The following is a 26458-nucleotide window of genomic DNA, read 5'->3' as shown; positions in this document are numbered from 1 at the left end:
TATATATAAAATTACAAGATAACCCATTTAATTATGGAATATATAATAAAAAACAAACAGATAACAAAAAATAAACGCTGCGGCAAAACATTGTTAGTTCACCCTACCCGACTAGCTTCCGTAATAGCTATCATATCGATAGTTACGTGCCCCGCCTTCAAAACAGCTTAGTGCCGTAACAATTTTCACATTCCCACGGCCCGCTTTCACCAACTGCTCAAATGCGCTGCGCACTTCTGACTGACTTGCCTCGCCGAATCGAACGCAAAGAACTGCTGCATCGACATGTGGTGCCACATATCGTGTGTCGACAACCGGTGCTAAGGGCGCTGTATCAATAATAATCACGTCAAAGCTGCTTCTAGCGCCATTTATAAGCTCTATGAAAACATCAGACTGTAATGGTGCATCAGTCGGAATATTGGATTTTTTGCGACCTAAAATCACGCCTGCGTCAGTTAGTGGGTCCACGACATAGAACTGCTCAACTTCGTTGTGCTCACTCAACAATTGTCCGTTCGCACGCGCTTCTATTTGCGCGCGTGTTGTCTGCTGCATCAGATATTCAAGCAGCCCTGAATCCGGCTCAACACCTAAAAAACCGTGGATGCTTGGTTTACGCAAATCAGCATCGATAAGAAGCGTCAGCTTGCCTGCAGCCGCATAAACGCGCGCAAGCGACAGCGCCGTAGTAGACTTACCTTCCGCAGGAATTGCTGAGGTGACCATAATTACGCGTCCCCCATCCTTCTCACCAACCTCTTCATCGATACTCGCGCGTAATTTGCGAAATGACTCTGAGAAGGGGGACATTGGATCGGTAATGACCCGGTCTGCAAGCACCTCTGTTGCGCTGTTCGAATTCACCTTGGGGATCACGCTTCCCACCTGAATAGGAACGATATTTTTTAACTGACTAGCAGAAGTAATTCCGCCGAAATAAAACTCTTTTAGGAAAGCAAGACCAACGCCAACCCCCAAGCCCATCACGAAGGCCAGTGCGAGAATTATCTTCCTGTTAGGCAAAGCGGGATTGCTCGGCGCGAGAGCGTCCGAAACCACGCGACTGTTTGTTATCTGTAATACTGATTGCGTTTCGAGGTCACGAATACGGCTTAGGATTTGGTCGTATTGCCGTTGCGCGATACCTGCCTCTTGCTGCAGGCTATATATATCGGCGAGCGTAGAGGCCGATAATTCACTTTGCAGTACCGTGGCTTGAACTTCGTCAAGCAGTGCAACGCGAGTATCATGCGTTACTACCATCTGGGTCTCAATACTCTCGAAAACAAGATTTCCCTGTTCTTGAAGTTGCTGCTCTAACGTTGCGAGCCCCGCCGAGAGGTCAAATGCCTCATCACTACCGACTTGGGCCGCCTGTAACCGCCGCTGTAGTTGAACACGTTGTCGCTCAAGATTCGATAGTGCTTCATCCCCGACCTGCGCTGCAAGGCTTTCCCAATCTCCATTTTCACGCGCGATCTGCGCGCTAGCCACCGCGCCCTCAAATTCGTCCAACTGCTGCGTTATGTTTTGCAACTGACGACCGATAGATGCCAGCTCTCGATTTCCGGTTTCATCGGCCATGCGAATTACATTTGATTCAATGTAGTTGCGCAAGGCATCGTTGCTCTGCTCAAGCCTTCCGCGCGTGTTTTGCAATTGAGATTGCAAAACATCGCGTGATGCAATCGACATCTTAGTTCGGCTTGCGACCTGGTCTTGAATATACATCGCCGCGTGTGTGTTTGCGATACTTGCCGACAACGCGGGATCAGATGTCGTCGCCTCGACCGCAACAATAGATGTCAGCCCGCGGCGGCGCACAGATAATGCGTCATTGAACCGAAGCAGAGTCAAATTTATCAACTCAGTACCCGAGGGTGGCATAGGAAGATCAAAACCAAGCGCGACCTTAAACTGATCCGTCAACGAAACCGACGGGCCAAACTCTTTGGTCTGTTGCAAATCAAGCGCGTTGATAGTCTGAAGCCCGATGTTCGAAGATTTCAGAATTTCGACTTCGGTCTCAAGACGCATTGTTTCGACCGACACATTACCGCCAGCTGTGTCGCTCGGGTCCAGTAGATTGGTCTCTTGTGGATCAATTCTAACAAGTGCTCTTGCCACATAAAGTGGCGTGGCCGCCGTCAGATAGACGAATGCCACCGTTAGAAAAACCAAAAGCGTGACCCCAATGAACCGTGCCTGCCTGCGCAGAACAGCGACCACATCTCTCAGGTCGATGAATTCCTGATCGTCATTAAGCATTTAGTCTTCCTTTGAATTCGTCGTTGACCGATTGCCGCGGGCCACCTGTGCAACAAACAGTTTTCGTTCATCTGTCTCCGCAACAAAGCGCATCGCGGCAAGCCTGCCAGATTGATAAGCACCTAAATCTAAGTTGATTTTATTTTTTGATGTCGCGACCTCGTCAACAACGACATGGCCATGAACCAAGGTCGCATCACTATCGTATTTACGGTCCTGATAAAAAGGTCCCCACATCAAGAGTTCGGGTGACTGTTTCGACGCGGGTTTCGAAAGGTCGTATCCTGCATGCGCGAAGCGCAAATCTCCAACCTCCAATGCAATCGGCAAACCCATTAGAAAATCTTGATGCGCTTCTGGGATTCCCAAAACAAGTTTCCGCCGCAGTGATTTGCTTTCTGCCCTAAATCCACGGTCGGAATTAGGACGCAACCCATATGATGCTAATGTTTGATCACCACCATAATCGATCCAATCAAGGTGACGCTCTGGTGTCGTTAAGAATTCCACCATCATGTCCTCGTGGTTTCCCCTAAGCACAACGCGTTCAAACATCGCTGGTGCAGGCCCAAGAAGCCGTTCCAGAACCCCGGCAGAATTAGGCCCGCGATCAATTACATCCCCCAAGCAAACGATCAATTTAGCTCCCGAAATCGCTCTTCCATCTTCGGCGATCTGGGCCTCTAGGTCATCGTACAGCTCTAGACAGCCATGTATGTCACCGATCGCGTAGATCGCCGCAGGCATTTCCGACAACGTCAAAATGCGGCGGATCATGGCAGGCGCGGGGTTTTGCCGGCGAAAAAGCATTCTACAGCTCCCTTGCCAAACTACGGCGCGCCAATCCCAGCGCTACGATAGCAACAAAGACATAGGTATTCGCCGCTATTTCTAAGCTGAAATCACCTAATGAATGAACTGCACCAAGCACAATCACCCCAACGGCGGCTGACGCAGGTAAAAAACTTTCTTGGCGGTTTCGCACGGAATACGCAGCCATAAAAAATGCAACGATTACTGACACCATTGGCAGCGATCCAGCAATCAGCCCAAGTTCTGACCAAAGCGTTAGATACGTATTGTGTGGTTTATCCCAAATAAACGATGTCGAAAGATGAGGAGTGTGGAAAACTTCGAACGCTGGCGCGTAACTATCCAATCCGAACCCAACCAGCCAACGGGTTTCAATCATGCTCCATGTTTGCGCATAAAGTTCCAAACGCCCATCTGAATCGGCCAGTAAGAATACAAAGCGCTCTAACATCTTAGGCCCAAGCAAGCCCCCGCCCCCAATCAGTACAACAAGGGTCAACACAATCGATGCGGCGAATATCTTCGCCTTCGAAACGCCTGTCCGCAATAAGAGAGCGACAAGCGTGGTCCATGCCCCAATAAGTGTCGATACCAGTCCCAATCGCGACGCCGATGCAAGCAGAGCTGCGAAAATCACAAACATCAAAATCATTATATAGACTGCGTCTGTCGTGACGCCTTTGACCTGATGGGGCTGATTGGGCGTGCGCCGCGCCGGTGCGCGCATTTCAAACACCAACATCGCCATGCCAACGACAAATCCCATTCCCATAAACGTCGCGAATGAGTTCCTATTTACAAATGTTCCTGTCGCAAATCCTTGATAATCATCTTTGACCTGCAAAAGAAGAGTATCGTCAAAGACGCTCAACGAAAGAAGCGCCCAGACCGCATGTGCGACGATCCCCCAAAACACCCATTTCAGTAAGTTTTCGGTTCGAAACCGGTTCGTACATACTTCGGAGATTAAAATGAATAAGAGCGCATATGATAGCATTCTTGGTATACCAAGAAGGGTCGCCGACGTTGCGACGGATACTGTCGGCGGAGATATCTCAGGGGGAAGCGGCATGATCGTCGCAGCACCCAGCGGTATTAACTGACACGCAGCCCACACTACCGCAATCAACCCAGGTATGATCACCCATTTATAATTACGTAGCTGAACAGGACGGTTAGGGTCCAAACGCAATAACATGACAAAATAGCCAACTGTAAAAAGACCAATCACCGCAATCGCTATGAGCCAAGCCAAAGGACGGTTTGCCCCATATGGGACTGGAATAAGGAATAGAAATACCGCGATGCAAATGGCCATACGGTCATTTAGCTTTGAAGCGGCTCTAGGCGATTCCTTGAGCCGATGTTCCACTACTTCAATGACACCAAACTTGAACAATGATGCTGAACGCGAGCTACGTATTTCTTTTAGCGTATCCGCATTTGATGGCTTTACCTTTGTAAAATCTATCATAGTGCGGCCCCTCCCAACGATTGATCTTTGATCAGATCGTAAAACAACCGCAGGTCACGCCCATTTATCTCTGACACTGCACCAATCACCCAGTTTTGCACTTCCGGCGTGGCGACAAAGTATCTCGCGAGATACGGCCGATATACCCTGTCCTGAACCATGAGGCGCGCGTCAGACACTGCGGAGGCGCCAAGATCGTCGGGACCTAATTTGATTGCTAACCGTATACGACGCGTTGCCAACCAGCCTTCGGCGGGGGCTGTTTGTTGCGACACTTGCAGTGCAGCTATCGCTAGTTCGTTATCGCCATTAATGTATTGTGCGTCCGCTTTAACGAGATGTGCCAGCGACATGGTCGGCGTCGACCTAAGCACCTGCTGAGCACGTTCAAGACACCCATGTGCAATATTCGAAAGCGCTTCCGGCCCCATCAGCACGCCAGATACTGATGACATCAGATCGTCACAATGGGTCATTTGACGAACGTAGCTTGCATGCGACATCGCATCCTCAAACTTTGGAGACGACTGAAGAGCAGATAAAAATGCGGTGACTTCGTCGCGGTCTCTGACCATCACTTTCAGCTCTGATCGGGCCACATAACCCGAAAAAATCACCGACAATGCGGCAACCGCGATCAAAACATGACGGTAAAATTTCAAACTCCAACTCCGAAATGGCCGGAAATCAACTGAATTCCAAAAGGCATTACATCCCAACTAGTCAATAAATTATATCAGCACATAAAAGCAGCCGAATCGAATCTGTAATTAAAATCGTCACAGGGGCACACGAATCCACCCAGCCCCTTATAACCGCAAGAAAAACCAATTCAAAAGCAATTTCAAAACACTCACTCAATATAGCGACCAAATGAACCGAAAAATTTCATTTGTGACTTAATTCATCACACTGCGGCGCCTACTTAATAAGCTTATAAATTTAAACTTACTGTCGCACTTAAATCCATCGCACACCCCAGCTTAAGTGCAGTAGTTAGCGGCCCCCATGTCAACGATTTGCGCACCTGTCAAAGCTACGAATCTATTTCCATCCAATTCAGCGCCATATTTCAAATACCAAGCGCTCAATGTCGCAGGCAGCCGCGCCGCAATGACACGTGCCGCCTCTTTATTCTCTGCATCTGTGCCACCACGAGGCGCATGAAAGCCCAGCCGGGCATTCGGGGTTACACATGTCTCCGTTGATGCAAGGTACAAAGTACAAGCAGATGCGCACCATCCATCAATTTGAATTTTCTCGCCTGATAAGATCGCGAAGCTCAAATCAACAAGGTATTCATTCACGTTTCCGCCGCCGTCATTACGAATAGTCCTAGAATCTTGATTGGCCCAAGCAGAAGATCCAAACAAAAAAACGACAACGACACAAAAAATGCTGAATACTGAAAGGCGGGGCATAGCAAAACATTCCTTTTATCAAACCAAAGCCCGACAGCACAAACCAAGTGAGCCGACTGACAATGTCAGCCAACAAAGGATCAGAATTTGGTTTTGAACTGGTTTCGGACGCAGGCTTAAACTGCAGTATTTGCTTACAAATTTAACTAACGCGTCAGGCTAGTACCACTATCACATGTATGTCCGGCTATACTTTTGGCACATCAAACTCGGCATAGCGGTAACCGAACCACCCACTATGCTCTGCCAACGAAAAGGGACGCGAACAATAAATATTCTGAAAGTGAAATTATTAGAAAGTTCAGGCATTGAAGCTATAGCTGAAATAATGTGCATAGCTTCACCACTTTTGAAAACCAGCCATCAACCCAGCAACATGGATCCAGCGCAAATTTCGCTAGCGGCACATTTTTCTTAGTGATTACCATCTAGAATCAGAGCCTTGCGATTTGGCTGTTACCTGCAATACCGCGCAATAGCAGTTAAAAACTGATCGCCAAAAAATTCACCAAAAAATTTTCAACAATACATAATATGGATTAAATTCAGCGATCTAACCCATCAAATTAAATGTAATTACAAAAATTTAATTCAAATACTTTCAAATCCTATGAATTCATATATCAATCATGCCATTGGCGCCGAATTTCAGGCACCGCACCATACGACCCATTATCAATTAGATTTCACAAACTCATAAACATACAGAGCTCATCCTCGTGGGGGGGAAACATGAAAAGCTTTAGAACAGCCGATTTTAACGACGACATCCAAACCATCGACACTTCAAATTCAGGCACGCACAGTTCCTTTGGCGACAAAATAGCCAACCTAGCGATGGAACCAATACTGGCACTACGCGCATCACTAAACGCTTTTGGATTTCGTCGCTATAATCGCGCAACTACTTCGACAACAAACAGACACGGTATCGGAAATGATGTAGCGGGTCACCTAGTACTTTCTTCGGCGCTAAATGGCGAAGATTCGCTGGCCACGACACACACCAACATAAAGACCAGCTTCCTAGCCGACCTCGTTGGGAAAGATGCCGGCCAAACCGATAGACAATATCGACTTTATACTAAGCATCTTAAGCGCGTATTTGATGTCTTAATTTGCCTTATGTTGTTGCCCATTGTCACTCCGATCATTCTTGGCGCATGGACTCTTGTTAAACGCGAAGGCGGCCCTGGCTTTTTTAGTCAAGATAGGGTCGGACGAGACGGACGTATATTTAGGTGTTTAAAATTGCGCACTATGCGCGTGGACGCAGAAGAGCGTCTCAAACAGCTTTGCGCAAGCGATCCAAAAGTCGCACACGAATGGCACACCTACCAAAAGCTGGCAAACGATCCGCGCATTTCAAAGCTAGGTGGTTTTCTGCGCGAAACAAGCATCGACGAACTACCACAGGTCTTCAACGTCCTCCGTGGCGACATGAGCATCGTCGGACCTCGTCCATTTATGCCGTCACAAGATGAACTTTATAAAAACGCAGGCGGCTCTCATTACTATTCCCTACGACCCGGCGTCACGGGCCTATGGCAAGTTGAGGGGCGCGGAAATACAAAGTTTATAGATCGCGTGCGATACGACAACGAATATGCGAACAAACTGTCTTTTGTGTCAGACGTCTGCCTCATTCTAAAAACTGCAAAGGTAGTAGTCTGTAAAACGGGTTGCTGAGCCTAAAAGTTCGATTTCAAAAAGGTTGGTGCAAAGCAGTTACGTTTGCGCCAACCGTTACGCTGCCACATTTGATGTCAGCAAAGAACTTCAGCGTTCTAGCAGTTTACCCCAAAATGAAGATATATATCGCAACGACCGGAACCGTAAAACGACACGGCGCGATCAATAGAAACATGATTACGCTTATGTCGCTGTAATTTCTAGGTTTTGGTGGTGCCCGCGGCCGGACTCGAACCGGCACGGCCTTACAGCCGGGAGATTTTAAGTCTCATGTGTCTACCATTCCACCACGCGGGCACGGTGCTATTCCTACGCGGACGCGCCCGGAGGGGCAAGCGGTGAAAGTCCTTCTTCTTTAACTGCTTGCATCGCAACATAGGTCGACGTGTTCGCGACATGTGGCAAAGTCGATATTTTATCTGCTAAAACAGCGCGGTAACCAGTCATCCCTGCAGTCCGAACCTTCAGCAAATAATCAAATGAACCTGCGATGAGATGGCATTGTTCCACCTCGGGCACCCGCATTACGGCCGCGTTAAAGGCTGCCAATGCTGACTCTCGGGTGTCTGTTAATTTGACTTCGACAAAGGCAACATGGTCGCGCCCCAACCGAATTGGGTCGAACAGCGCACGGTAACCACGGATAACGCCGTTATCCTCTAGCCGTTTTAGCCGCGCTTGGGTTGGCGATTTTGACAGGCCGATGCGGCGTGCCAGCTCTGTGACGCTGACGCGTCCTTCGACGGCAAGCACGTCAAGAATCTTGCGGTCAAAACCATCTAAATCGGAACTCATATCGACCATTTACTCTGCCCTCTTTGGTGCAATCGACTAACAGGGCCACAATTACCAACCAAACGGACTGCACACAATGGGATAGAATAGGGAAAAACAACAAGGACCCCCCATCAATGCATAGTGATCAGACCGACCTGCGCTCAGAAATCGACGCTGCAATGTATTGCGATGAATTACAGGCGGTGAAAACGCTGGCGCAGGCTGCTGCCCTCTCACCAGAAGACCGGGCTCGAATTAGCGCAAAAGCCGCGGATTTGGTTCGGGAAATCCGCGATAGCGCGGAACCCGGCCTGATGGAGGTTTTCCTTGCTGAATACGGCCTATCCACGGACGAAGGCATTGCCTTGATGTGTCTTGCAGAGGCTCTGTTGCGCGTTCCCGACGCGGAAACCATTGATGCCTTGATCGAAGATAAAATTGCGCCGTCGGACTGGGGCAAGCACCTTGGGCATTCGGCATCGTCGCTGGTCAACGCATCGACCTGGGCGTTGATGCTCACAGGGCGCGTGTTGGACGATGAAAAGCCTGGTATCACCCGCCACCTGCGCAGCGCGGTAAAGCGATTGGGCGAACCCGTAATTCGTACCGCGGTCGCCCGTGCAATGCGTGAAATGGGTCGCCAGTTCGTCTTGGGCGAAGATATCGGCAAGGCGATGAAACGTGCTGCTGGCATGCAAGCAAAGGGATTTACCTATAGCTATGACATGCTGGGCGAAGCCGCCCGGACAGAGTCCGATGCACGTGCCTACCATCTGTCATATTCGCGTGCGATCAGCGCGATTGCTGAACATTGCACACATGAAACCGTTGCCAAAAACCCAGGCATCTCGGTCAAACTATCCGCGCTGCACCCACGGTACGAGGTCGCCCAAGAGGCACGCGTCATGACCGAATTGGTCCCGCGTGTGCGTGCATTGGCGATGCTCGCAAAATCTGCTGGCATGGGCTTCAACATTGACGCAGAGGAGGCTGACCGCCTTTCCTTGTCGCTTGATGTGATCGCCGCGGTTTTGTCAGAGCCTGCGCTATCTGGATGGGATGGTTTCGGTGTCGTCGTGCAGGCCTACGGCCAACGCGCCCCGCTGGTCATCGACTACCTGCACGCATTGGCAACAAAGCTGGATCGCAAAATCATGGTCCGCTTGGTGAAGGGCGCATATTGGGACGCTGAAATCAAACGCGCACAAGTCGAAGGCATCGACGGGTTCCCCGTATTCACGGCTAAACAGCACACTGACATCAGCTACATCAGCAACGCCCGCAAGCTGCTTGGCATGACTGACCGGATTTACCCGCAGTTCGCGACACATAACGCGCACACAGTTGCTGCCGTTCTCGACATCGCATCGACGATGGGGCTGACACCCGCAGCGTATGAATTCCAGCGCCTTCATGGCATGGGTGAAACCCTGCACACACTGGTGCTGAACGCGGAAAAGACGCACTGCCGTATCTACGCCCCAGTCGGCGCGCACGAAGATCTGCTCGCCTATCTCGTTCGGCGTCTGTTGGAGAACGGTGCGAACTCTAGTTTTGTGAACCAGATCGTCGACGAAGACGTGGCGCCCGAAGTCGTGGCCGCCTGCCCGTTTGAGGCAATCGGCCATGGTGTCGACCTGCCCAAAGGGCCAAATATATTCCTGCCAGAGCGCGTTAACTCGCGTGGGTGGGATTTAACCCATGCCCCCACCCTGTCAGCTATAGAAACCGGGCGTGCGCCGTTTTTAGAAACACAGCTTCAAGGGCATCCCATTATCGCAGCGGGTCAACCGACGGAACCGAAGACACCCGTCATAAACCCGGCACGTGCAAAAGATATCGTCGGTCAAGTTCAGGTAGCTGGCCCTGCCGATATCACTGCGGCGATCGGATACGCGAAACCGTGGGGCGCAGATGCGGCCACACGTGCTGCTGCGTTGAACGCTGCCGCCAACGCTTATGAAGCCAATGCAAATGAACTGTTCGCGATTCTGGCACGCGAAGCTGGCAAGGGCATGCCAGATGTCGTGGCTGAACTGCGCGAGGCCGTGGATTTCCTGCGCTATTACGCGACCCAAGCCAGCGACGACACAAAGGCGCGTGGCGTCTGGACATGCATCAGCCCTTGGAACTTTCCACTGGCTATCTTTACCGGACAAATTGCCGCCGCGCTGGCCGCTGGCAACGCTGTATTGGCCAAACCGGCAGAGCAAACAGCGCTGATCGCGACCCGTGCCGTTGAAATGCTGCATGCCGCCGGCGTGCCAATCGACGCATTACAATTGCTTCCGGGAGGCGGGAACGTTGGTGCGGCGCTTACCTCTGATGCGCGAATAAACGGGGTGGCATTTACAGGCTCTACCGCCACTGCGTTAAAGATCCGCGAAGCCATGGCCGCCAACTGCGCGCCGGGAACACCGCTGATTGCGGAAACCGGCGGCTTAAACGCAATGATCGTTGATAGCACCGCCCTGCCCGAACATGCTGTGCGTGACATCGTGAACGGCGCATTTCGGTCGGCTGGTCAGCGGTGTTCGGCCCTGCGCTGCCTGTATGTTCAAGAGGACATCGCAGAGCCTCTGTTGAAAATGCTGAAGGGTGCGATGGATGAGCTGGTCGTTGGTGATCCGTGGCTGCTATCAACCGATCTTGGCCCCGTTATTGACGCGCCCGCGCATAAGATAATCGCGGATCACATTACCCAAGCACAGTCAGACGGGCGCATTATCCACCAAATCAAAGCCCCGGAAAATGGCGGGCATTTCATCGCGCCCACGGCCATTCGGGTGAACAGTATCACGGACATGGACCGTGAAATATTTGGCCCTGTGTTGCACGTGGCGACGTTTAAGGCGGATGAAATCAACAATGTGATCGACACGATCAATGGTACTGGCTACGGGCTGACCTTTGGTCTGCACACCCGGATTGATGACCGCGTACAGACCATCGTTGAACGGATTGAAGCGGGGAATATTTACGTAAACCGCGACCAGATTGGTGCCGTCGTAGGCAGCCAACCTTTTGGCGGCGAAGGTCTGTCTGGGACTGGACCCAAGGCAGGCGGTCCGCACTATCTGCCGCGCTTTACTGCAACCCCCGTGCAAAGCGCCACGTCTGAATGGACGGCTGACAGTGACCTAGCCGCCCTAAGCACACGTTTAAACGCAACAAAGTCAGTTACGGCACAAACACCAACTGATCTGCCTGGGCCAACAGGCGAATCCAACCGTCATAGCGTCCGCCCACGTGGTCCGATTCTTTGCATGGGTCCGGGCCCAGAGGCATCAGAAACGCAGGTTCGCGCAATTGAGGCGCTTGGTGGTATTGGCATCAGCAGCGAAGGTACGTTAGCTCCCGACCACCTGACGACACTTACGCATTTGGCCGGCGTGTTGTGGTGGGGCGACGCTGAAACAGGCCGCGCGATCGAAACAGCCCTTAGCAAACGCCAAGGCCCAATCGTTGCGTTGATCACGGGCATGCCTGACGTAGCCCACGCAATGCATGAACGGCACGTTTGCATTGATACGACAGCGGCAGGTGGTAACGCCGCACTGCTGGCCCAAGTCGCGGATCAAGCAACCGCTTGACCACGGCGCGCACATAAATCACGGTCGCGGCATGATATTCCCATTCCGCGACCACAATCCATCTGAACGCGTGCCTTATGTCACGATTGCGCTGATCATATTGAACGTACTGATTTTCTTGGGCAGCTATGCGGCCCAATCAGAACGCGCGATTGCCGAGATATTCTTTCACTACGGATTGGTCCCAGCGCGAATTTCTGCAGGCGAAGGTTATGTAACCGCCCTCAGCTCAATGTTCTTGCACAGTGGGTTCATGCACCTCGCCGGGAACATGCTGTTTTTATGGATTTATGGCGATAATCTAGAAGACAAACTGGGCCATGTGCCGTTCTTGATCTTTTATCTGCTATGCGGGATCGCCGCTGGCTTAGCGCAGTTCGCGTCAGAGCCATCCTCGATGATCCCGATGGTCGGCGCATCAGGGGCGATTGCAGGCGTTATGGGGGGCTATCTGTTGCTATTCCCCAAGGCGCGGGTCGATGTGTTTGTATTCTTCATCGTATTCTTCCGCATTTTTCCAATACCCGCGTGGATCACACTCGGGTTTTGGTTTGCGGCGCAGCTATTCAACGGGTTCAACGCAATGGCGGGAACGGGCGGCGTGGCCCATTGGGCGCACGCTGGCGGATTTGTTGCGGGCTTTGCGTTGATGTTGCCAATGTGGTTGACGCTAGGCGGCACAGGGTTTTGGCAGCGTACACATGGGCACCCGGATCATCCGGAAACCCAATACGGTCGTAGCAATATTCCGACTGTTAGGCGTTAGCCTTGCGAACAACCTTTGAAAAGTTTTCAAAGATCGGTTCATTCGAACAGATAACAGCGCCATCGGCCAAGATATCACCGTCGGGACGGATAGGTTCAACCATGCCGCCAGCTTCGCGAACGATGATCAGGCCAGCTGCCATATCCCAAATCTTCAGGTTCCGTTCCCAGAAGCCGTCGTAACGACCTGCAGCAACATAAGCCAGATCAAGCGCAGCAGCGCCGAAACGGCGGACACCGGCACAAGCAGGCAAGATACGCGCAAGGTCTTGTAGTGTTTCTGGCAGATCAGAGCGACCAGCGAATGGCAGACCAGTCGCAAAGATGCTTTCGATCATGCGGTGACGTCCGGAAACGCGCAAACGGCCTTCGTTCAACCAAGCACCGCCACCTTTTTCCGCATAGAACATTTCGTCCTTTGCCGGGTCATATACAACACCCGCAACGATCTGGCCCTTATGTTCCAGTGCGATTGAAACAGCCCAATGTGGCAGACCGTGCAAAAAGTTGGTTGTACCATCCAGCGGATCAACAATCCAACGACGGGTTGGATCAGCGCCTTCGATCTCTTTGCCTTCTTCGCCCAAGAACCCATAGGATGGGCGCGCGTGCAGCAATTCTTCACGGATTGTTTCTTCGGCGGTACGGTCCGCACGGCTAACAAAGTCGCCGGGACCTTTCGCGCTTACTTGCAATTGCTCGACTTCGCCAAAGTCTTTCAGCAATGCACGCCCTGCTTTACGGGCGGTTTTCATCATCACGTTCAGGTTTGCGCTGCCAGCCATCACATCTTCTCCGGGTTCGGGATCAAGCGCGGCGTATAGGCCCAACGCGCGTGCGTAACAAGGGGTAAACCGGCTTTTCGGGAAACCCTGTCAGATGACGCTACGCGGATCACCAATACCCCGTCAATTTCGTTGTAGTTTCACAGCCTCTTGTTTGGCCAGTCGGATCAGATGCGCCATGAACGGGCGCGACGTATCCTCGGACCGGGTTGCGGCATAAAGACGACGGGTAATACCGTCTTTGGTTAACGGCCGCGTCACGTAGTCAGAGTTATAGCGTACTTGGCTCACAACCCAATCTGGCAGCACGGCAACGCCACGGTTTGAGGCGACCAACAATAAGATCACAGCAGTCAGCTCAACCTGCCGCACTGCGCCCGGTTCAACCTTGGCCGGTGTCAAAAGCTGAGAAAAGATATCAAGGCGCGCACGGTCAACGGGATAGGTAATCAGCGTTTCACCGCGGAAATCCTCGGCCTCGATCACATCTTTCTGCGCGAGCGGATGTGAAGACGACGCTACAAAGACGGGTTCATAGTCAAAAAGCGGCGTAAAATCGGTGTCAGGCAGTTCCTCTGGATCAGAGGACACAACCAAATCCACCTCTTCTTTGCTCAGCGCAGGCAAGGCATCAAACGCAAGGCCCGGACGAATATCGACATCGACCTCGGGCCATGCCTTGCGGAATTGTTCCAACACGGGGAACAACCATTCGAAACAGGCGTGGCATTCAATTGCGATATGCAAACGACCAGAGCTACCTTTAATCAGACCCGAGAATTCCGCCTCAAGTGCGGCAACCTGTGGCAAAATCGATTCAGCCGCAGCAAGCATACGCATTCCAGCGGCCGAGAGTTTCAGCGGTTTAGATCGGCGCACGAACAGTTCAACACCGGCCTGATCTTCGATCCCTTTGATCTGATGGCTTAGCGCACTTTGTGTGATGTTCAGCTGATCAGCTGCACGTGCCAGACCACCCGTGTCATGGATTGCCTTGATGGTCCGAAGATGCCGGAATTCGATATGCATATGAGCCACCCTCATGATCGTGGTGAAAGTTATGAATTTGCTTCAACTCATTAAAGCTGAGATAACAGCATGGCAAGAGAGAGGTCCGTCCATGTCAACGCCGTCTGTATCATTCGAATTCTTCCCGCCCAAATCGCTTGAGGGTTCGTTCCGCCTTTGGGACTGTGTCAATGTGCTGGCCCCATTGGACCCGACGTTTGTGTCTGTGACTTACGGTGCCGGTGGCACCACCCGCAAACTTACCCACGAAGCAGTGGGCGCCATTCACCGCACCAGCGGCTTGAACGTTGCCGCGCATTTGACATGTGTCGATGCGACAAAAGCCGAGACATTGGAAATCGCTGATGGCTATGCCCAAGAAGGCGTGCGTGAAATTGTGGCCCTTCGTGGCGATGCCCCAAAAGGGTCGGATGGCTTCAAACCACATGCCGAAGGCTTTGCCAGCTCTGTCGAACTGATCGGCGCATTGGCGGACACCGGAAAATTCAACATCCGCGTGGGCGCATATCCTGAAAAGCATCCAGAGGCCGCAGACCAAGCCGCAGACATCGCTTTCCTGAAGCGTAAAATCGACGCTGGCGCGACTTCTGCGATTACACAGTTCTTTTTTGAGGCCGACACATTTTTTCGGTTCCGCGATGCATGTGTGAAGGCGGGGATCGACGCTCCGATCCTTCCGGGCATCCTGCCAATCGAAAACTGGGCCGGGACACAGCGGTTTGCGAGAATGTGCGGCACGACAATTCCACAAGTCGTAACTGATGCATTTCAACATGCGACCCGCGACGGCACGACTGATCTGCTCGCGACTGCGTTGGCGACCGAACTATGTGACGATCTGCTGCAAGGCGGCGTTGACCACCTGCATTTCTATACATTGAACCGCCCTGAACTGACGCGCGATGTATGTCATGCGCTGGGTGTCACACCAAAAGGCCGGTTGCAAAACGTAGCCTAAGGGTACAGCTTCGGGCGAAACAACGCCCGAGGCCCTATGACCACCACGCCATATACCCTGCCTGATCGTGACAGAATGCTGTCAATGTCAGGATTAGAATATCTGCAAACAACGCTTCAAGAGCCCGCGTTGAGCGCTCCTATAAGCAAAATCATGAACTACTGGCTTGACACGGTTGAGCTTGGCAAAGTCTCTTTTCGTGGCAAACCGCAGTTTGAACACACCAACCCAATGGGCGGCATTCATGGCGGCTGGTATGGAACGCTGCTGGATAGCTGCATGGCCTGCGCGGTCATGACCACAGTACCCAAAGGGGCGATCTACACGACCCTTGAGTACAAAATTAACCTGACCCGCGCGATCCCAATCGGGACCGAAATTATCGCGACTGGTTTCCTTGATCATGGGGGCCGTACAACTGGCGTGTCCCATGGTGAAATTCGCGGCGCTGATGATGGTAAGCTGTATGCGACCGGCTCAACCACTTGCCTGATTATGCAAATCCACCGCGATTGACGGCTCTAGGATGTCGGCTGCGATCGTCTCATGCATGCGTTCTGACGGATCGTTGCCGACCACCCTCGCCTTGCGCGCAAGGAAAATTTTAGCCCAGCCGCGCCAACTGCCAATAGACGGTGCATTAACGTCTTGAGGGAACCTGTCGTACCAGCCGGTCGGCAAAGGGACTTCGCAGTCGGCCAACCGCTCTAGCATCCAAACAAGCGGGATATTGGCAAGTGGCCGTGCTTGTGGGTGCTCCCAGACCTGCCCACCGATATCCGCGTGATTTCCCCGGAACCAAACCTGCTCCATATGGCCTGTCCAGTCTGGCCGGCAATGCCACATCACGGGTTCATATGCGCGACGCCGCTCATCAATCGCCAGCGCGTGAAAGCCATTCAGTACATGCGGGCCGAGCGCGTGGTTGTGAAAATCGTGCTGCGCAGGCGCCCAGCGCCACAAGACCGGCAAGCGTAACCCCAATGCCTTGACGGTATCCCAGACAGCAACGGCTTCGATCTTGACGTCATCGTGGCAATAGATCTCACTAAATCGCTTTGCTGCCGGGTTCACACCACCATTTCGATAATGCCGATAGGCCTGCCGCACTGCACGTACCGTTGCGTGGTCAGCCTGAACAAGACCAATCGTGTCAATCACCCCGGCAAGCGATCGTACGGCATAGGCACCGCGCGAATAGCCAACCAAGATAATCTTATCGCCCGGCCGATAGCGCGATCCGACAACACCATACGCACGTTCAATCTGCCTGTTGATACCCTTTCCGGTCATCACATCCCAAGTACCAGACCAGTCGCGCCATTGAATGCCAGCTTCGTAATGGACAGTCAGGTTGCTGGTGCGGCTCACCTCGTTCAAGAGCTTGAACGTCAGTCCGGCGTTTGTTTCACGCCCGGGTTTAAGCGATGACATCGTGCCATCAAGAATAACCACATGGGTCGCTGGTCCACGACCGCGTACCCCGCCTTCTTCGGTGCGCGCGCGGCGCCCAAATAAACCAAAGAGCCAATCACGCAGCTTCACTGTTATTCTTAGCCGCCTCTATCGTTTGCCAAATTCGGTGTGGCGTGAATGGCATTTCGACATGCCGCACGCCCAAGCCCCATAATGCGTCAATAACCGCATTCGAGATCGCGGCAAGCGCGCCGACAGTGCCTGCCTCCCCACAGCCCTTCATCCCCATGGGGTTGTTCAGCGATGGGGTTGGTTCGGTCGAAAATGCGATCATGGGCATATTGTCCGCACGCGGCATCCCGTAATCCATAAAGGTCGCAGTCAGCAGTTGACCATCTTCGTCAAAGACCACCTGTTCGGTCAACGCCTGCCCAATCCCTTGGGCGACACCACCGTGAACCTGCCCCTCGGCCAACATTGGGTTCATGAGGTTACCAAAGTCGTCAACCACCGTATATCGATCCACCGTGACAACGCCCGTTGCCGGGTCGATCTCGACCTCTGCCACATGCGCACCATTCGGAAAGCTGCGGTTTTCCAGATCAATCGTCGCCGTATGCGCCAGTAGGTCGTCACGCCCTGCATCACGGGCCAGATCAACGACCTCTAGCATGGTGGGCGTTAGGTTTGATCCGGCAATCCGGAAACGTTCGTCGTCAAAGCTAACCGCGCTGGCATCAACGCCCTGATTATCGGCAAGGAAGACACTGAATGCGTTGATCATCACATCAACGGTTGCCAGTGTCGCGGTGTTTTGCACGGTGACCGACCGCGATCCACCGGTTCCGCCGCCCTTGGCGATCTGGTCGCTATCACCTTGCACCACAGTAATCTGATCCGCAGGGATACCCGTTTGGTCTGCGAGGAATTGCGCATAGACCGTTTCGTGGCCCTGCCCGTTCGACTGGGTACCGACATAGATCAACGCACCGCCATCAACGAATTCAACCTTCGTGGTTTCTTCGGTGTCACCCAAAATGCTCTCGATGTAATAGCACAGACCTTGGCCACGCAGTTTGCCGTTGGCCTCTGTCGCGGCTTTGCGGGCGGCAAAGCCATCGCGATCTGCCTCTTGTGCAGCGCGGTTCAGCACTTTGGCGAATTCACCAACGTCATAGGTCACACCCGTCACCGAAGTATAAGGGAACTGATCCGGGGCGATGAAATTCTTTTCACGCAGCGCCCATGGATCGACACCCAACTGACGGGATGCTTCGTCCATCATCCGTTCTAGAACAAATATCGCCTCTGGACGGCCAGCGCCACGGTATGCATCGACGGGTGTTGTATTCGTAAACACCCCCACGCAGCGCATATAGGCTGTCTGCACATCGTAAGTACCCATCATGACCTTCGCGAACAGCTCTGTCTGGATGGGTTGCGCAAAGGCCGAGTTATACGCGCCCATATTGGCGACTGTATCCAAATGATAGGCGACGATTTTGTGGTTTTCGTCAAACGCCAACCTTGCGGTCGTGGTCAGATCACGCCCCGCGTTGTCCGATAACATCGCCTCTGTCCGGTCAGACATCCAACGCACAGGGCGGCCCAAAACGCGTGCAGCATGGGCTACCACGAAATATTCAGGGTAACGCATACCCTTCATTCCGAAACCACCGCCAACGTCGGGGTTGGTTACGCGGATTTTGGATTTATCCAAGCCAAAGTGTTTCGCCAGATCATCCTTAAGGCCCCAAACGCCCTGCCCACCAAACGCAAGATGCAAACGACCGTCCGTGACTTCGGCAAAACAACCGCGTGGTTCCATTGAGTTCACGATAATCCGGTTGTCAAAGACTTCGGCCATCACAACATGTGCCGCGCTATCAATTGCGGCTTTCACGGCATCCTCATCGCCAAGGCCAAAATCGAAGGCGCGGTTTTCTGGGGCCTCTGGATGAATTGCGTCGCCACCAACAGCCAAATCAATATGCACAGGCAGATCGTCGATCTCGAGCCCGATCACTTCGGCTGCATCCTTGGCCGCGATCAACGTATCAGCGACAATCATCGCAATCGCCTCGCCGACATGACGAACACGGCCGCGCGCAAGAATAGGGCGCTCGGGCTTTGCCCCCCGCGATCCATCACGGTTTTTCACCACGGTCGTACCAAGCCCGATCTTAACGCCAGCGGCGATCAAATCATCAACGGTAACAATTAAATGCACACCCGGCATTTCGCGCGCGTCGTCCAAATCCAACGCAACAATTTCACCATGGGCAACTGGTGAACGCAAAAAGTATGCGTGCAATGCGTCTTTCGGAGCAATGTCATCAACGTAACGCCCATGCCCTGTGACAAGTCGCATATCCTCGACACGTTTGACAGATTGGCTTTTGCCGAACTTTTCCATGTGCTGTTCCTTCGTTGCCCTCTTCATGCCACCCTAATCCTAGCGTCTGTGTTGTCTAGTGACGGCATCGTGAGAAAAATTCGTTTTACCGGGATTAAAATGCCTCGGTCGGGCGTTATTGTCATAGCCGTTCAGCAAAATTGGCGGCGAATATTTTTAAAACGGAGCCATTTTATGAAAACCACTATTCTAACGCTTATGATGATCGAAGGACTTATCGCATCAGGGGCTTACGCCGCTGGGCCAGAAACGCCGCCTGCAACCGTTTCTGGTGGACTTCTAACAGACGCAAACGGCATGAGCCTTTACACATTCACACCAGACACCGCCACATCATCCGAATGCAACGGTAGTTGTAGCAATAGCTGGCCACCACTCACGGCAGACGCGGATTCAAGTGAAACCGGCGCGTTCACAATCATCACGCGTGATGATGGACAAATGCAGTGGCTCCACGCTGGGCGGCCGCTGTATCGGTGGGTAAACGACAAAGTGCCAGGGGATACCACAGGCGACGGCATAGGCGGGAATTGGCACCTTGCGCGCCCTTAGAGCCAATCCCATTTACGCGCCAGAGCCTGACCGCTAGCGTTAATCACAATTCCATGGCATGGGGGTGGCAGTTCAACATGGGTGATTTTCACCGTCGGATTGAAATATGCCTCCCCGACTTATGGCGATATGCATATGCATTGACGCGCGATCCTGATGCGGCAGACGACTTGCTGCAAGACGGTGTAGAGCGCGCGTGGCGTAAACGCGACCTCTGGCGCCCCACAGGGACATTCAAATCTTGGGCTATGAAAGTGGTGCTAAACACCTACCGCACGCAGCTAAGGTCGCCAGCACATCAAAACATCACCGCCCCGATAAACGACATTACGCTTAATATTGCAGCAACAGATACGCTGGCAGACCAACTTACGTTGATCGAAACGGCCCGCGCAATCGAAAGCCTTTCGCCGGAACAGCGCGAGGCGCTATTAACAGTTGTAGTTTCTGGGCTTAGCTACAAAGAAGCTGCAGAAACGCTCAATATTCCAATAGGCACGCTTATGTCGCGACTGGCGCGCGCAAGATCTGCACTGAAGGCAACCATGACGATGGAAAAGAATTCAACTCCATGACATTGCTAGACGAACGCCCGATCACAGACGCCATGCTGCATGCATTTGTAGATGGACAACTGGACGATGCGCTTATGACCAAGGTCGAAGCGTATTTAGACAAACATCCCGAACGCATAGCTGATCTTCAGACTTGGACACAGCAAAACACAGCCATTCAAAAGCTGTACACCTATCGGGATGTCCCACCCCGAATCGCAAAGCTGCCAGAGTAACGCGCGAAGGTAGATCGCATATGGCTTTCGCAAGCGACGATAAGCCCCTTTCCCTTGGCCAGCCCATTCGGTATTCGAATCCCAAACCAGATTGGGGACGTGACAATGGCCATGGACAAGACATTCGACGCAAAAACCGCCGAAGCACGCATCTATGAGATGTGGGAAAACGCGGGCGCATTCAAAGCAGGCGCAAATGCTAGCCGCGATGAAACATTCTGCATTCAGCTGCCGCCGCCCAACGTCACAGGTCACCTGCACGTCGGTCACGCGTTTAACCACACGCTGATGGACATCCTGACGCGCTGGAAACGGATGCAGGGTTACGACACCCTTTGGCAGCCAGGATTGGACCATGCAGGTATCGCAACACAGCTGATGGTCGAAAAAGAGCTTGCCGAAACGCAGCAGCCTAAGCGTACTGAAATGGGTCGCGAAAAGTTCCTTGAGAAAGTCTGGGAATGGAAAGCCGCCAAAGGCGGGATGATCGAACAACAGGCGCGTCGTTTGGGCGACAGCATGGATTGGTCACGCTCTGCATTCACTATGTCTGGTGCAGAAAGCGCCCCCGCGACTGAAAAAGACGGCAACTTCCACGATGCTGTGCTTAAGGTCTTTGTGCAGATGTACAACGACGGGCTGATCTATCGCGGCAAGCGGCTGGTCAACTGGGACCCGCATTTTGAAACCGCGATTTCGGACCTTGAGGTCGAAAACATCGAAGTCGATGGCCACATGTGGCATTTCAAATACCCGCTGGCAGGTGGTGAAACCTACGAATACGTCGAGAAAGACGAAGACGGCAATGTCACCCTGCGTGAAACCCGCGATTACATTTCTATCGCCACGACCCGCCCCGAAACCATGTTGGGTGATGGTGCAGTTGCGGTGCACAAAGACGATGAACGCTATGCGCCAATCGTCGGCAAGCTGTGTGAAATTCCTGTCGGCCCCAAAGAACAGCGCCGCCTGATTCCGATTATCACTGATCCGTACCCTGACATGAACTTCGGCTCGGGTGCCGTGAAAATCACTGGCGCACATGACTTTAACGACTACGAAGTCGCCAAGCGCGGCGGCATCCCTATGTATTCACTGATGGATACCAAAGGTGCGATGCGCGCCGATGGCGCGCCCTATCTTGAGGAAGCAGAAGTCGCACAGCGTATCGCCAACGGTGAAGAAACCTTTGATGAGGCGATGATCGCCGCGATGAACCTTGTCCCCGAGGAATACCGCGGGTTGGATCGGTTCGAGGCGCGCAAAAAGGTCGTCGAAGACATCACTGCCGAAGGCAACGCGGTCATGCATGACGTGACCCGCACTGAAAAAGACGAAGATGGCAACAAGGTCGAAGTGACCGAAACTGTACCTTACGTCGAAAACAAAAAGATCATGCAGCCCTTTGGCGACCGCTCAAAAGTCGTGATCGAACCTGCGCTGACCGACCAATGGTTTGTCGATACGTCCAAGATCGTTGGCCCTGCGCTGGAAGCGGTGAAAACTGGCCGTACCAAAATCATGCCTGAATCAGGTGAAAAAGTATTCTACCACTGGCTCGAAAACATCGAACCATGGTGCATCTCGCGCCAGCTTTGGTGGGGCCATCAGATCCCCGTGTGGTACGGGCTCGACCTTGGTGTTGAAGATGAACACAACCCGTCTGGTGATCTGGACGAAGTCGAAATTCTTGGTCTGCTTCTTGAGGGCATCGTTCACCGTGGCAATGTCATGCATTGTGCGCCCGACTTCGAAAGCGTCAAATCTGCCTTCGTCTTTGACAATGCGGATACCCCTAGCCCAATTAGCCATGCGAAAGTCGTCGAAGTCGCGGATAAAGCGGAAGCAATCGAACGTTTCTCTGCTGGCCTTGCCGCCTACAACGTCACACAGGACCCGACCAAGCTGGAATTCCCAGTCTGGCGCGACCCTGACGTGCTTGATACGTGGTTCTCGTCTGGCCTTTGGCCATTCGGCACGCTCGGCTGGCCCGAAGACACGCCTGAGCTGGCAAAATACTTCCCCGGCGACGTGTTGATCACCGGACAAGACATCCTGTTCTTCTGGGTTGCCCGGATGATGATGATGTCCCAAGCCGTGCTTAAGGATGACCCGTTCCACACGGTCTATCTGCACCAGTTGGTACGCGACGCAAAGGGCGAGAAAATGTCCAAAACGCGCGGCAACGTCATCGACCCATTGGACATGATCGACGAATATGGCGCCGACGCGCTGCGTTTCTCAAACGCGCAAATGGCGGCACTTGGTGGTGTTCTGAAAATCTCAGAGGATCGGATCAAAGGATACCGGAACTTTGGCACAAAACTGTGGAACGCGTTTGGGTTGGCCGTGCACCCGGATTACCAAGTTCCCTACCCCGGTGACGCCACCTTACCGAAACCAAATACCACGCTGAACAAATGGATCATCGGCGAAACCGCAAAGGTGCGTGAGGAAGTTGACGCAGCCCTAACGGCTTACCGGTTCAACGACGCTGCCAACGCACTTTATGCGTTCACTTGGGGCAAGGTCTGCGATTGGTATCTCGAATTCTCAAAACCACTCCTTAAGGGTGACGACGAAGCGGTTAAGCTAGAAACACAGCAAACCCTGCGCTGGGTATTGGACCAATGCCTGATCCTGCTGCATCCCATCATGCCTTTCATCACCGAAGAGCTTTGGGGCCTTGCAGACAACCGCGCCAAAATGTTGGTCCACGCTGATTGGCCGGCCTACACAGCGGCCGAATTGATCGACGCAGACGCGGATCGCGAAATGAACTGGGTGATCGACCTGATCGACAACACACGTTCCGCCCGCGCGCAAAGCCACGTTCCCGCTGGTGCAAAAGTGCCGCTGGTTGTCATGGGACTGGACGACAAAGGCCAATCCGCGTGGGATAACAACCATGTGCTGATCCAACGCCTTGCCCGGATCGAAAGCCTGACTGCGGTCGACGCCTTCCCCAAAGGCTGCGTCACGATCCCAATGGACGGCGGCACATTCGGCCTGCCGCTTGCCGACCTCATAGACGTCCCAGAGGAAATCGCGCGGCTTGAAAAGACACTACAAAAGCTGGCTAAGGAACTGGGCGGTCTACGCGGACGCCTGAACAACCCCAAATTCGTGGCCTCCGCCCCTGATGAGGTTGTCGCTGAGGCCAAAGAAAACCTCGCGCTACGTGAAGGCGAGGAAGCGCAGATCAAAGCCGCCATCGCGCGCTTGAAAGAGATTGGGTAATAGTATTGGGCTGCCTGTAGCGGGCAGCCCCTTAACTCTCTTAGCTAACAAAATAACTAAGTTGAAATGTCAGTTGCGCGATACTTTTCTGCACTCGCTACGCTCATGCGAAGGCCCAGAACTATTTTTTCGCCTGCGCGCACAGGGGCAAATGAAAATCTCGACCTTCGGTATCAGCTACATTCCTGCAGAGTGGTTGACATGATTTTTTCGTAATCCGATTGGAAAGAGGCGCTTTGCGGGTTCAATTGGAAAACTTGGGCACTGGCACGTGCAAACCCCATGCATTCATACTCATCGAACGCATCAAAAAATCTAGCGCGAATTCTATCTTCAGGCCTTGACGGACTATGCGCGTGATATGCCGCAACGACAAGGTCTCTCTCAGCCTGTGTCATGGTTAGGCATGTTGATAAATTGTACTTAGCTTTGGCCCCATCGAAATACGATGACACGTGTACATTCGGGTCCGAAATTCCAATCAGCGATGCGACATGTGCTTCGCGTGCCATGATCCAAAGAAAGTACTTATTAATTGCGTTGGTTGTGCCCTGATCTAAAGATGGATCGATGCCTATCGGGTTGGTGTCCTCCCAAAGGTCAGTCTCTAACGCGGTAAGAGCTGCCCATTCAACCGGACAATTGGCTGCCGCAATATCGGGACGGCTAATTGTTTCCAAGTCCTCTCCGTTCGAAGCAGTACTTGTTAGAATGAATGCCGATAGTAATGCCAAACAAGCGGATGTGTTTTTCATTTTTTAATATCCATGGTTACGACTTACCTATGGTGCTGCGTTCAAATTGAACGCCTTGTCGCATGCGTCAAACTGACGATAATGCGTCCTAGATGCGCCAGTTGTTGCTCTAGCAACTAGTGACGAGATGGGCTCAAAGTGGTCTCACCCCACTGAGCTAACATACGTCCTACGGCACCACCCGCTCAACCGCCCGCATCATGCCCAGCGCTTTGTCATAGACCAGCGTCAGCACACGGCGTCCGCCAGCCTTGGTGGCAGCCTGTGGAACGGCGCGTACTGCGACGGCTGCGCCAGTGCTTGCGAGGAACCCGCGGCGTGATAACTTCATTCGAAACCCTCCTGTTGCGAATGATTCTCACATAATCACGATTGCATTGGTTTCAAGGCCGGGCTTATCTAGCCGCCATGACAAAACCCGTGCTTACCCCCCTCGCCCAATCGCTGCCCGCTTCGGTTCCTTTCGTCGGCCCAGAGGCCGCAGAGCGCGCCAGCGGCAAACCGTTCATCGCCCGTCTCGGTGCAAATGAGAACACATTCGGCCCCTCGCCCCGCGCGATTTCCGCCATGCAAAAGGCGGCGTCAGAGGTCTGGATGTACGGCGACCCCGAAAGCTTTGAATTGCGCAACGCATTGGCCGCACACCACGGCATCGCGCCGGAAAACATCATGGTCGGCGAAGGGATCGATACGCTCTTGGGTGTCCTTGTTCGGCTTTATGTGGGGCAAGGAGACGCTGTAGTGACCTCAGACGGGGCCTACCCAACATTCAACTACCACGTCGCGGGCTTTGGCGGGGAACTGCACAAGGTGCCCTATGTTGATGACCATGAAGACCCGGCATCCCTGATCGTAAAGGCCCGCGAGGTTGAAGCCAAGCTGATCTACATCGCCAACCCCGACAATCCGATGGGGACTTGGCATTCGGCGGATGTCATCAACCAGATGATTGCCGATATCCCGGATGGGTCGCTATTGGTGCTGGACGAGGCCTATATCGAAATGGCCCCCGAAGGGACCGCGCCTGAAATGCAGGTCGACAACCCGAACTTGATCCGCATGCGGACATTTTCAAAGGCGTATGGGATGGCCGGAGCCCGTGTCGGTTACGCGATTGGCGCGGCTGAGGTGATCGATGCGTTCAACAAAGTCCGCAATCACTTTGGCATGTGCAGAATATCGCAAGCAGGTGCGCTTGCCGCGCTAAAGAACAGCGACTGGCTCGCGCATGTGCAGTCCGAGATCATCACCGCGCGTGAAACCATCAAACAGATCGCAGCTGACAATGGGCTGACGACCATACCTTCAGCCACCAACTTTGTCGCAATTGACTGCGGGCAAGACGGAGCTTTTGCACGGCGTGTTTTGGCAGCGCTGCTCGAAGACGGCATATTCGCCCGCATGCCTTTCGTCGCCCCCCAAGACCGCTGCATCCGCGTAAGCTGCGGCACGCCTGAGCAAATGGACGCGTTTAAAAAAGCATTACCGGTCGCGTTACAAAAACGCGGAGCGACGGCGTGGTAGCTCATCGATAAATTTGAGGGAGAAAAATGGTACAGGCGTTCCGAAGCGCACCGGCTGCAGTTTAGGACAAATCACCACTGAATAGACATCGTTGTCTGACGTCAGCGCTTATGGGTTCAAATAGTGCAATTTGCTAAGAGAGTGTTTGTTGCTCATCGTAGCCACCGAGGAGTGGAAGATGAGAAAG

At 53.0% G+C, this 26458-nt stretch carries 22 protein-coding genes, 1 tRNA gene and 1 pseudogene; 10 read left to right on the top strand and 14 right to left on the bottom strand.

Annotated elements, in window-relative coordinates; translation table 11 throughout:
• Nucleotides 1–111: 111 nt before the first annotated feature.
• The 6 genes and pseudogenes from CLV80_RS06750 to CLV80_RS06730 form a co-directional block, all read right to left on the bottom strand.
• Nucleotides 112–1968 (bottom strand): GNVR domain-containing protein, encoded by a 1857-nt coding sequence (locus CLV80_RS06750; RefSeq protein ID WP_243394463.1) that lies wholly within the window; start codon nt 1966–1968, stop codon nt 112–114.
• Nucleotides 1969–1986: 18 nt separating this feature from the next.
• A pseudogene (locus CLV80_RS18805) lies at nt 1987–2271 on the bottom strand (Wzz/FepE/Etk N-terminal domain-containing protein); the annotation flags it as partial.
• Complete coding sequence (locus CLV80_RS06745; protein WP_106356220.1) at nt 2272–3081, bottom strand: metallophosphoesterase; 810 nt, start codon at nt 3079–3081, stop codon at nt 2272–2274. It abuts the pseudogene before it with no gap.
• A gap of 1 nt (nt 3082) precedes the next feature.
• On the bottom strand, nt 3083–4558 hold the full coding sequence (locus CLV80_RS06740) for an O-antigen ligase family protein (protein WP_106356218.1): 1476 nt from the start codon (nt 4556–4558) through the stop codon (nt 3083–3085).
• Nucleotides 4555–5220 carry a hypothetical protein gene (locus CLV80_RS06735; RefSeq protein ID WP_106356216.1) on the bottom strand — a complete coding sequence of 222 codons (666 nt, stop codon included), beginning with the start codon at nt 5218–5220 and terminating at the stop codon, nt 4555–4557. Before CLV80_RS06735 ends, CLV80_RS06740 begins: the two co-directional genes overlap by 4 nt.
• Nucleotides 5221–5541: 321 nt before the next feature.
• The gene (locus CLV80_RS06730) at nt 5542–5979 is read right to left on the bottom strand and encodes a Clp protease/crotonase-like domain-containing protein (protein ID WP_106356214.1); all 438 of its coding nucleotides are present in this window, start codon (nt 5977–5979) and stop codon (nt 5542–5544) included.
• Between the two features lie 732 nt (nt 5980–6711).
• Here CLV80_RS06730 and CLV80_RS06725 point away from each other — a divergent pair.
• Nucleotides 6712–7668: a sugar transferase gene (locus tag CLV80_RS06725; RefSeq protein WP_311135521.1), complete on the top strand. Its 957-nt coding sequence runs from the start codon at nt 6712–6714 to the stop codon at nt 7666–7668.
• A gap of 214 nt (nt 7669–7882) precedes the next feature.
• Here the strand turns inward: CLV80_RS06725 and CLV80_RS06715 are convergent.
• Together CLV80_RS06715 and CLV80_RS06710 are read right to left on the bottom strand one after the other, a co-directional pair.
• Nucleotides 7883–7968: transfer RNA gene (locus CLV80_RS06715), tRNA-Leu, on the bottom strand.
• 12 nt (nt 7969–7980) lie between these two features.
• Nucleotides 7981–8475 (bottom strand): Lrp/AsnC family transcriptional regulator, encoded by a 495-nt coding sequence (locus tag CLV80_RS06710; protein ID WP_106356211.1) that lies wholly within the window; start codon nt 8473–8475, stop codon nt 7981–7983.
• 107 nt (nt 8476–8582) lie between these two features.
• Here CLV80_RS06710 and putA point away from each other — a divergent pair, with 107 nt between their 5' ends.
• Together putA and CLV80_RS06700 are read left to right on the top strand one after the other, a co-directional pair.
• Nucleotides 8583–12041 (top strand): bifunctional proline dehydrogenase/L-glutamate gamma-semialdehyde dehydrogenase PutA, encoded by a 3459-nt coding sequence (putA, locus tag CLV80_RS06705; protein ID WP_106356209.1) that lies wholly within the window; start codon nt 8583–8585, stop codon nt 12039–12041.
• Between the two features lie 34 nt (nt 12042–12075).
• Nucleotides 12076–12807: a rhomboid family intramembrane serine protease gene (locus CLV80_RS06700; RefSeq protein ID WP_106356916.1), complete on the top strand. Its 732-nt coding sequence runs from the start codon at nt 12076–12078 to the stop codon at nt 12805–12807.
• On the opposite strand, the gene CLV80_RS06695 is transcribed toward CLV80_RS06700, so the two are convergent.
• Entirely contained in the window at nt 12797–13591 is a 795-nt protein-coding gene (locus CLV80_RS06695) for an inositol monophosphatase family protein (protein WP_106356913.1), read from the bottom strand. The two genes, CLV80_RS06700 and CLV80_RS06695, sit on opposite strands and share 11 nt — an antisense overlap.
• A 123-nt stretch (nt 13592–13714) precedes the next feature.
• Nucleotides 13715–14620 (bottom strand): LysR family transcriptional regulator, encoded by a 906-nt coding sequence (locus CLV80_RS06690; protein ID WP_106356207.1) that lies wholly within the window; start codon nt 14618–14620, stop codon nt 13715–13717.
• Between the two features lie 91 nt (nt 14621–14711).
• Here CLV80_RS06690 and metF point away from each other — a divergent pair, with 91 nt between their 5' ends.
• Both metF and CLV80_RS06680 read left to right on the top strand, forming a co-directional pair.
• On the top strand, nt 14712–15578 hold the full coding sequence (gene metF, locus CLV80_RS06685) for a methylenetetrahydrofolate reductase [NAD(P)H] (RefSeq protein ID WP_106356911.1): 867 nt from the start codon (nt 14712–14714) through the stop codon (nt 15576–15578).
• A 153-nt stretch (nt 15579–15731) separates the two neighbouring features.
• Complete coding sequence (locus tag CLV80_RS06680) at nt 15732–16094, top strand: PaaI family thioesterase (RefSeq protein WP_311135520.1); 363 nt, start codon at nt 15732–15734, stop codon at nt 16092–16094.
• Here CLV80_RS06680 and CLV80_RS06675 read toward each other — a convergent pair.
• Together CLV80_RS06675 and CLV80_RS06670 are read right to left on the bottom strand one after the other, a co-directional pair.
• Nucleotides 16056–17123 (bottom strand): T6SS phospholipase effector Tle1-like catalytic domain-containing protein, encoded by a 1068-nt coding sequence (locus CLV80_RS06675; RefSeq protein WP_106356203.1) that lies wholly within the window; start codon nt 17121–17123, stop codon nt 16056–16058. The two genes, CLV80_RS06680 and CLV80_RS06675, sit on opposite strands and share 39 nt — an antisense overlap.
• Complete coding sequence (locus CLV80_RS06670) at nt 17110–19410, bottom strand: xanthine dehydrogenase family protein molybdopterin-binding subunit (protein ID WP_106356201.1); 2301 nt, start codon at nt 19408–19410, stop codon at nt 17110–17112. Before CLV80_RS06670 ends, CLV80_RS06675 begins: the two co-directional genes overlap by 14 nt.
• Nucleotides 19411–19584: 174 nt before the next feature.
• On the opposite strand from CLV80_RS06670, the gene CLV80_RS18430 reads away from it, so the two are divergent.
• The 4 genes from CLV80_RS18430 (at nt 19585) to CLV80_RS06650 (ending at nt 23992) form a co-directional block, all read left to right on the top strand.
• Nucleotides 19585–19962 carry a COG4315 family predicted lipoprotein gene (locus CLV80_RS18430; RefSeq protein ID WP_165793337.1) on the top strand — a complete coding sequence of 126 codons (378 nt, stop codon included), beginning with the start codon at nt 19585–19587 and terminating at the stop codon, nt 19960–19962.
• Nucleotides 19963–20039: 77 nt separating this feature from the next.
• On the top strand, nt 20040–20537 hold the full coding sequence (locus tag CLV80_RS06660; protein ID WP_106356199.1) for an RNA polymerase sigma factor: 498 nt from the start codon (nt 20040–20042) through the stop codon (nt 20535–20537).
• The gene (locus tag CLV80_RS06655) at nt 20534–20752 is read left to right on the top strand and encodes an anti-sigma factor family protein (RefSeq protein WP_106356196.1); all 219 of its coding nucleotides are present in this window, start codon (nt 20534–20536) and stop codon (nt 20750–20752) included. Before CLV80_RS06660 ends, CLV80_RS06655 begins: the two co-directional genes overlap by 4 nt.
• 105 nt (nt 20753–20857) lie before the next feature.
• Nucleotides 20858–23992 carry a valine--tRNA ligase gene (locus CLV80_RS06650; protein ID WP_106356194.1) on the top strand — a complete coding sequence of 1045 codons (3135 nt, stop codon included), beginning with the start codon at nt 20858–20860 and terminating at the stop codon, nt 23990–23992.
• 173 nt (nt 23993–24165) lie between these two features.
• Here CLV80_RS06650 and CLV80_RS06645 read toward each other — a convergent pair whose 3' ends face one another.
• Both CLV80_RS06645 and CLV80_RS06640 read right to left on the bottom strand, forming a co-directional pair.
• Nucleotides 24166–24747, bottom strand: a complete 582-nt coding sequence (locus tag CLV80_RS06645; protein ID WP_106356192.1) for a hypothetical protein — start codon at nt 24745–24747, stop codon at nt 24166–24168.
• A 169-nt stretch (nt 24748–24916) separates the two neighbouring features.
• A complete protein-coding gene (locus CLV80_RS06640) occupies nt 24917–25078 on the bottom strand; it encodes a Tat pathway signal protein (RefSeq protein WP_106356189.1) in 162 nt (53 codons plus the stop codon).
• A 77-nt stretch (nt 25079–25155) separates the two neighbouring features.
• Between CLV80_RS06640 and CLV80_RS06635 the strand changes: the two genes are divergently transcribed.
• Nucleotides 25156–26271 carry a pyridoxal phosphate-dependent aminotransferase gene (locus CLV80_RS06635; RefSeq protein WP_106356187.1) on the top strand — a complete coding sequence of 372 codons (1116 nt, stop codon included), beginning with the start codon at nt 25156–25158 and terminating at the stop codon, nt 26269–26271.
• The last annotated feature ends 187 nt before the right edge of the window (nt 26272–26458 follow it).

The organism is Yoonia maritima (genome assembly GCF_003003285.1).
Taxonomy (GTDB): Bacteria; Pseudomonadota; Alphaproteobacteria; order Rhodobacterales; family Rhodobacteraceae; genus Yoonia; species Yoonia maritima.
The sequence above is the reverse complement of the archived record's forward strand: the minus strand, read 5'-3'. Positions and strand labels throughout refer to the sequence as shown.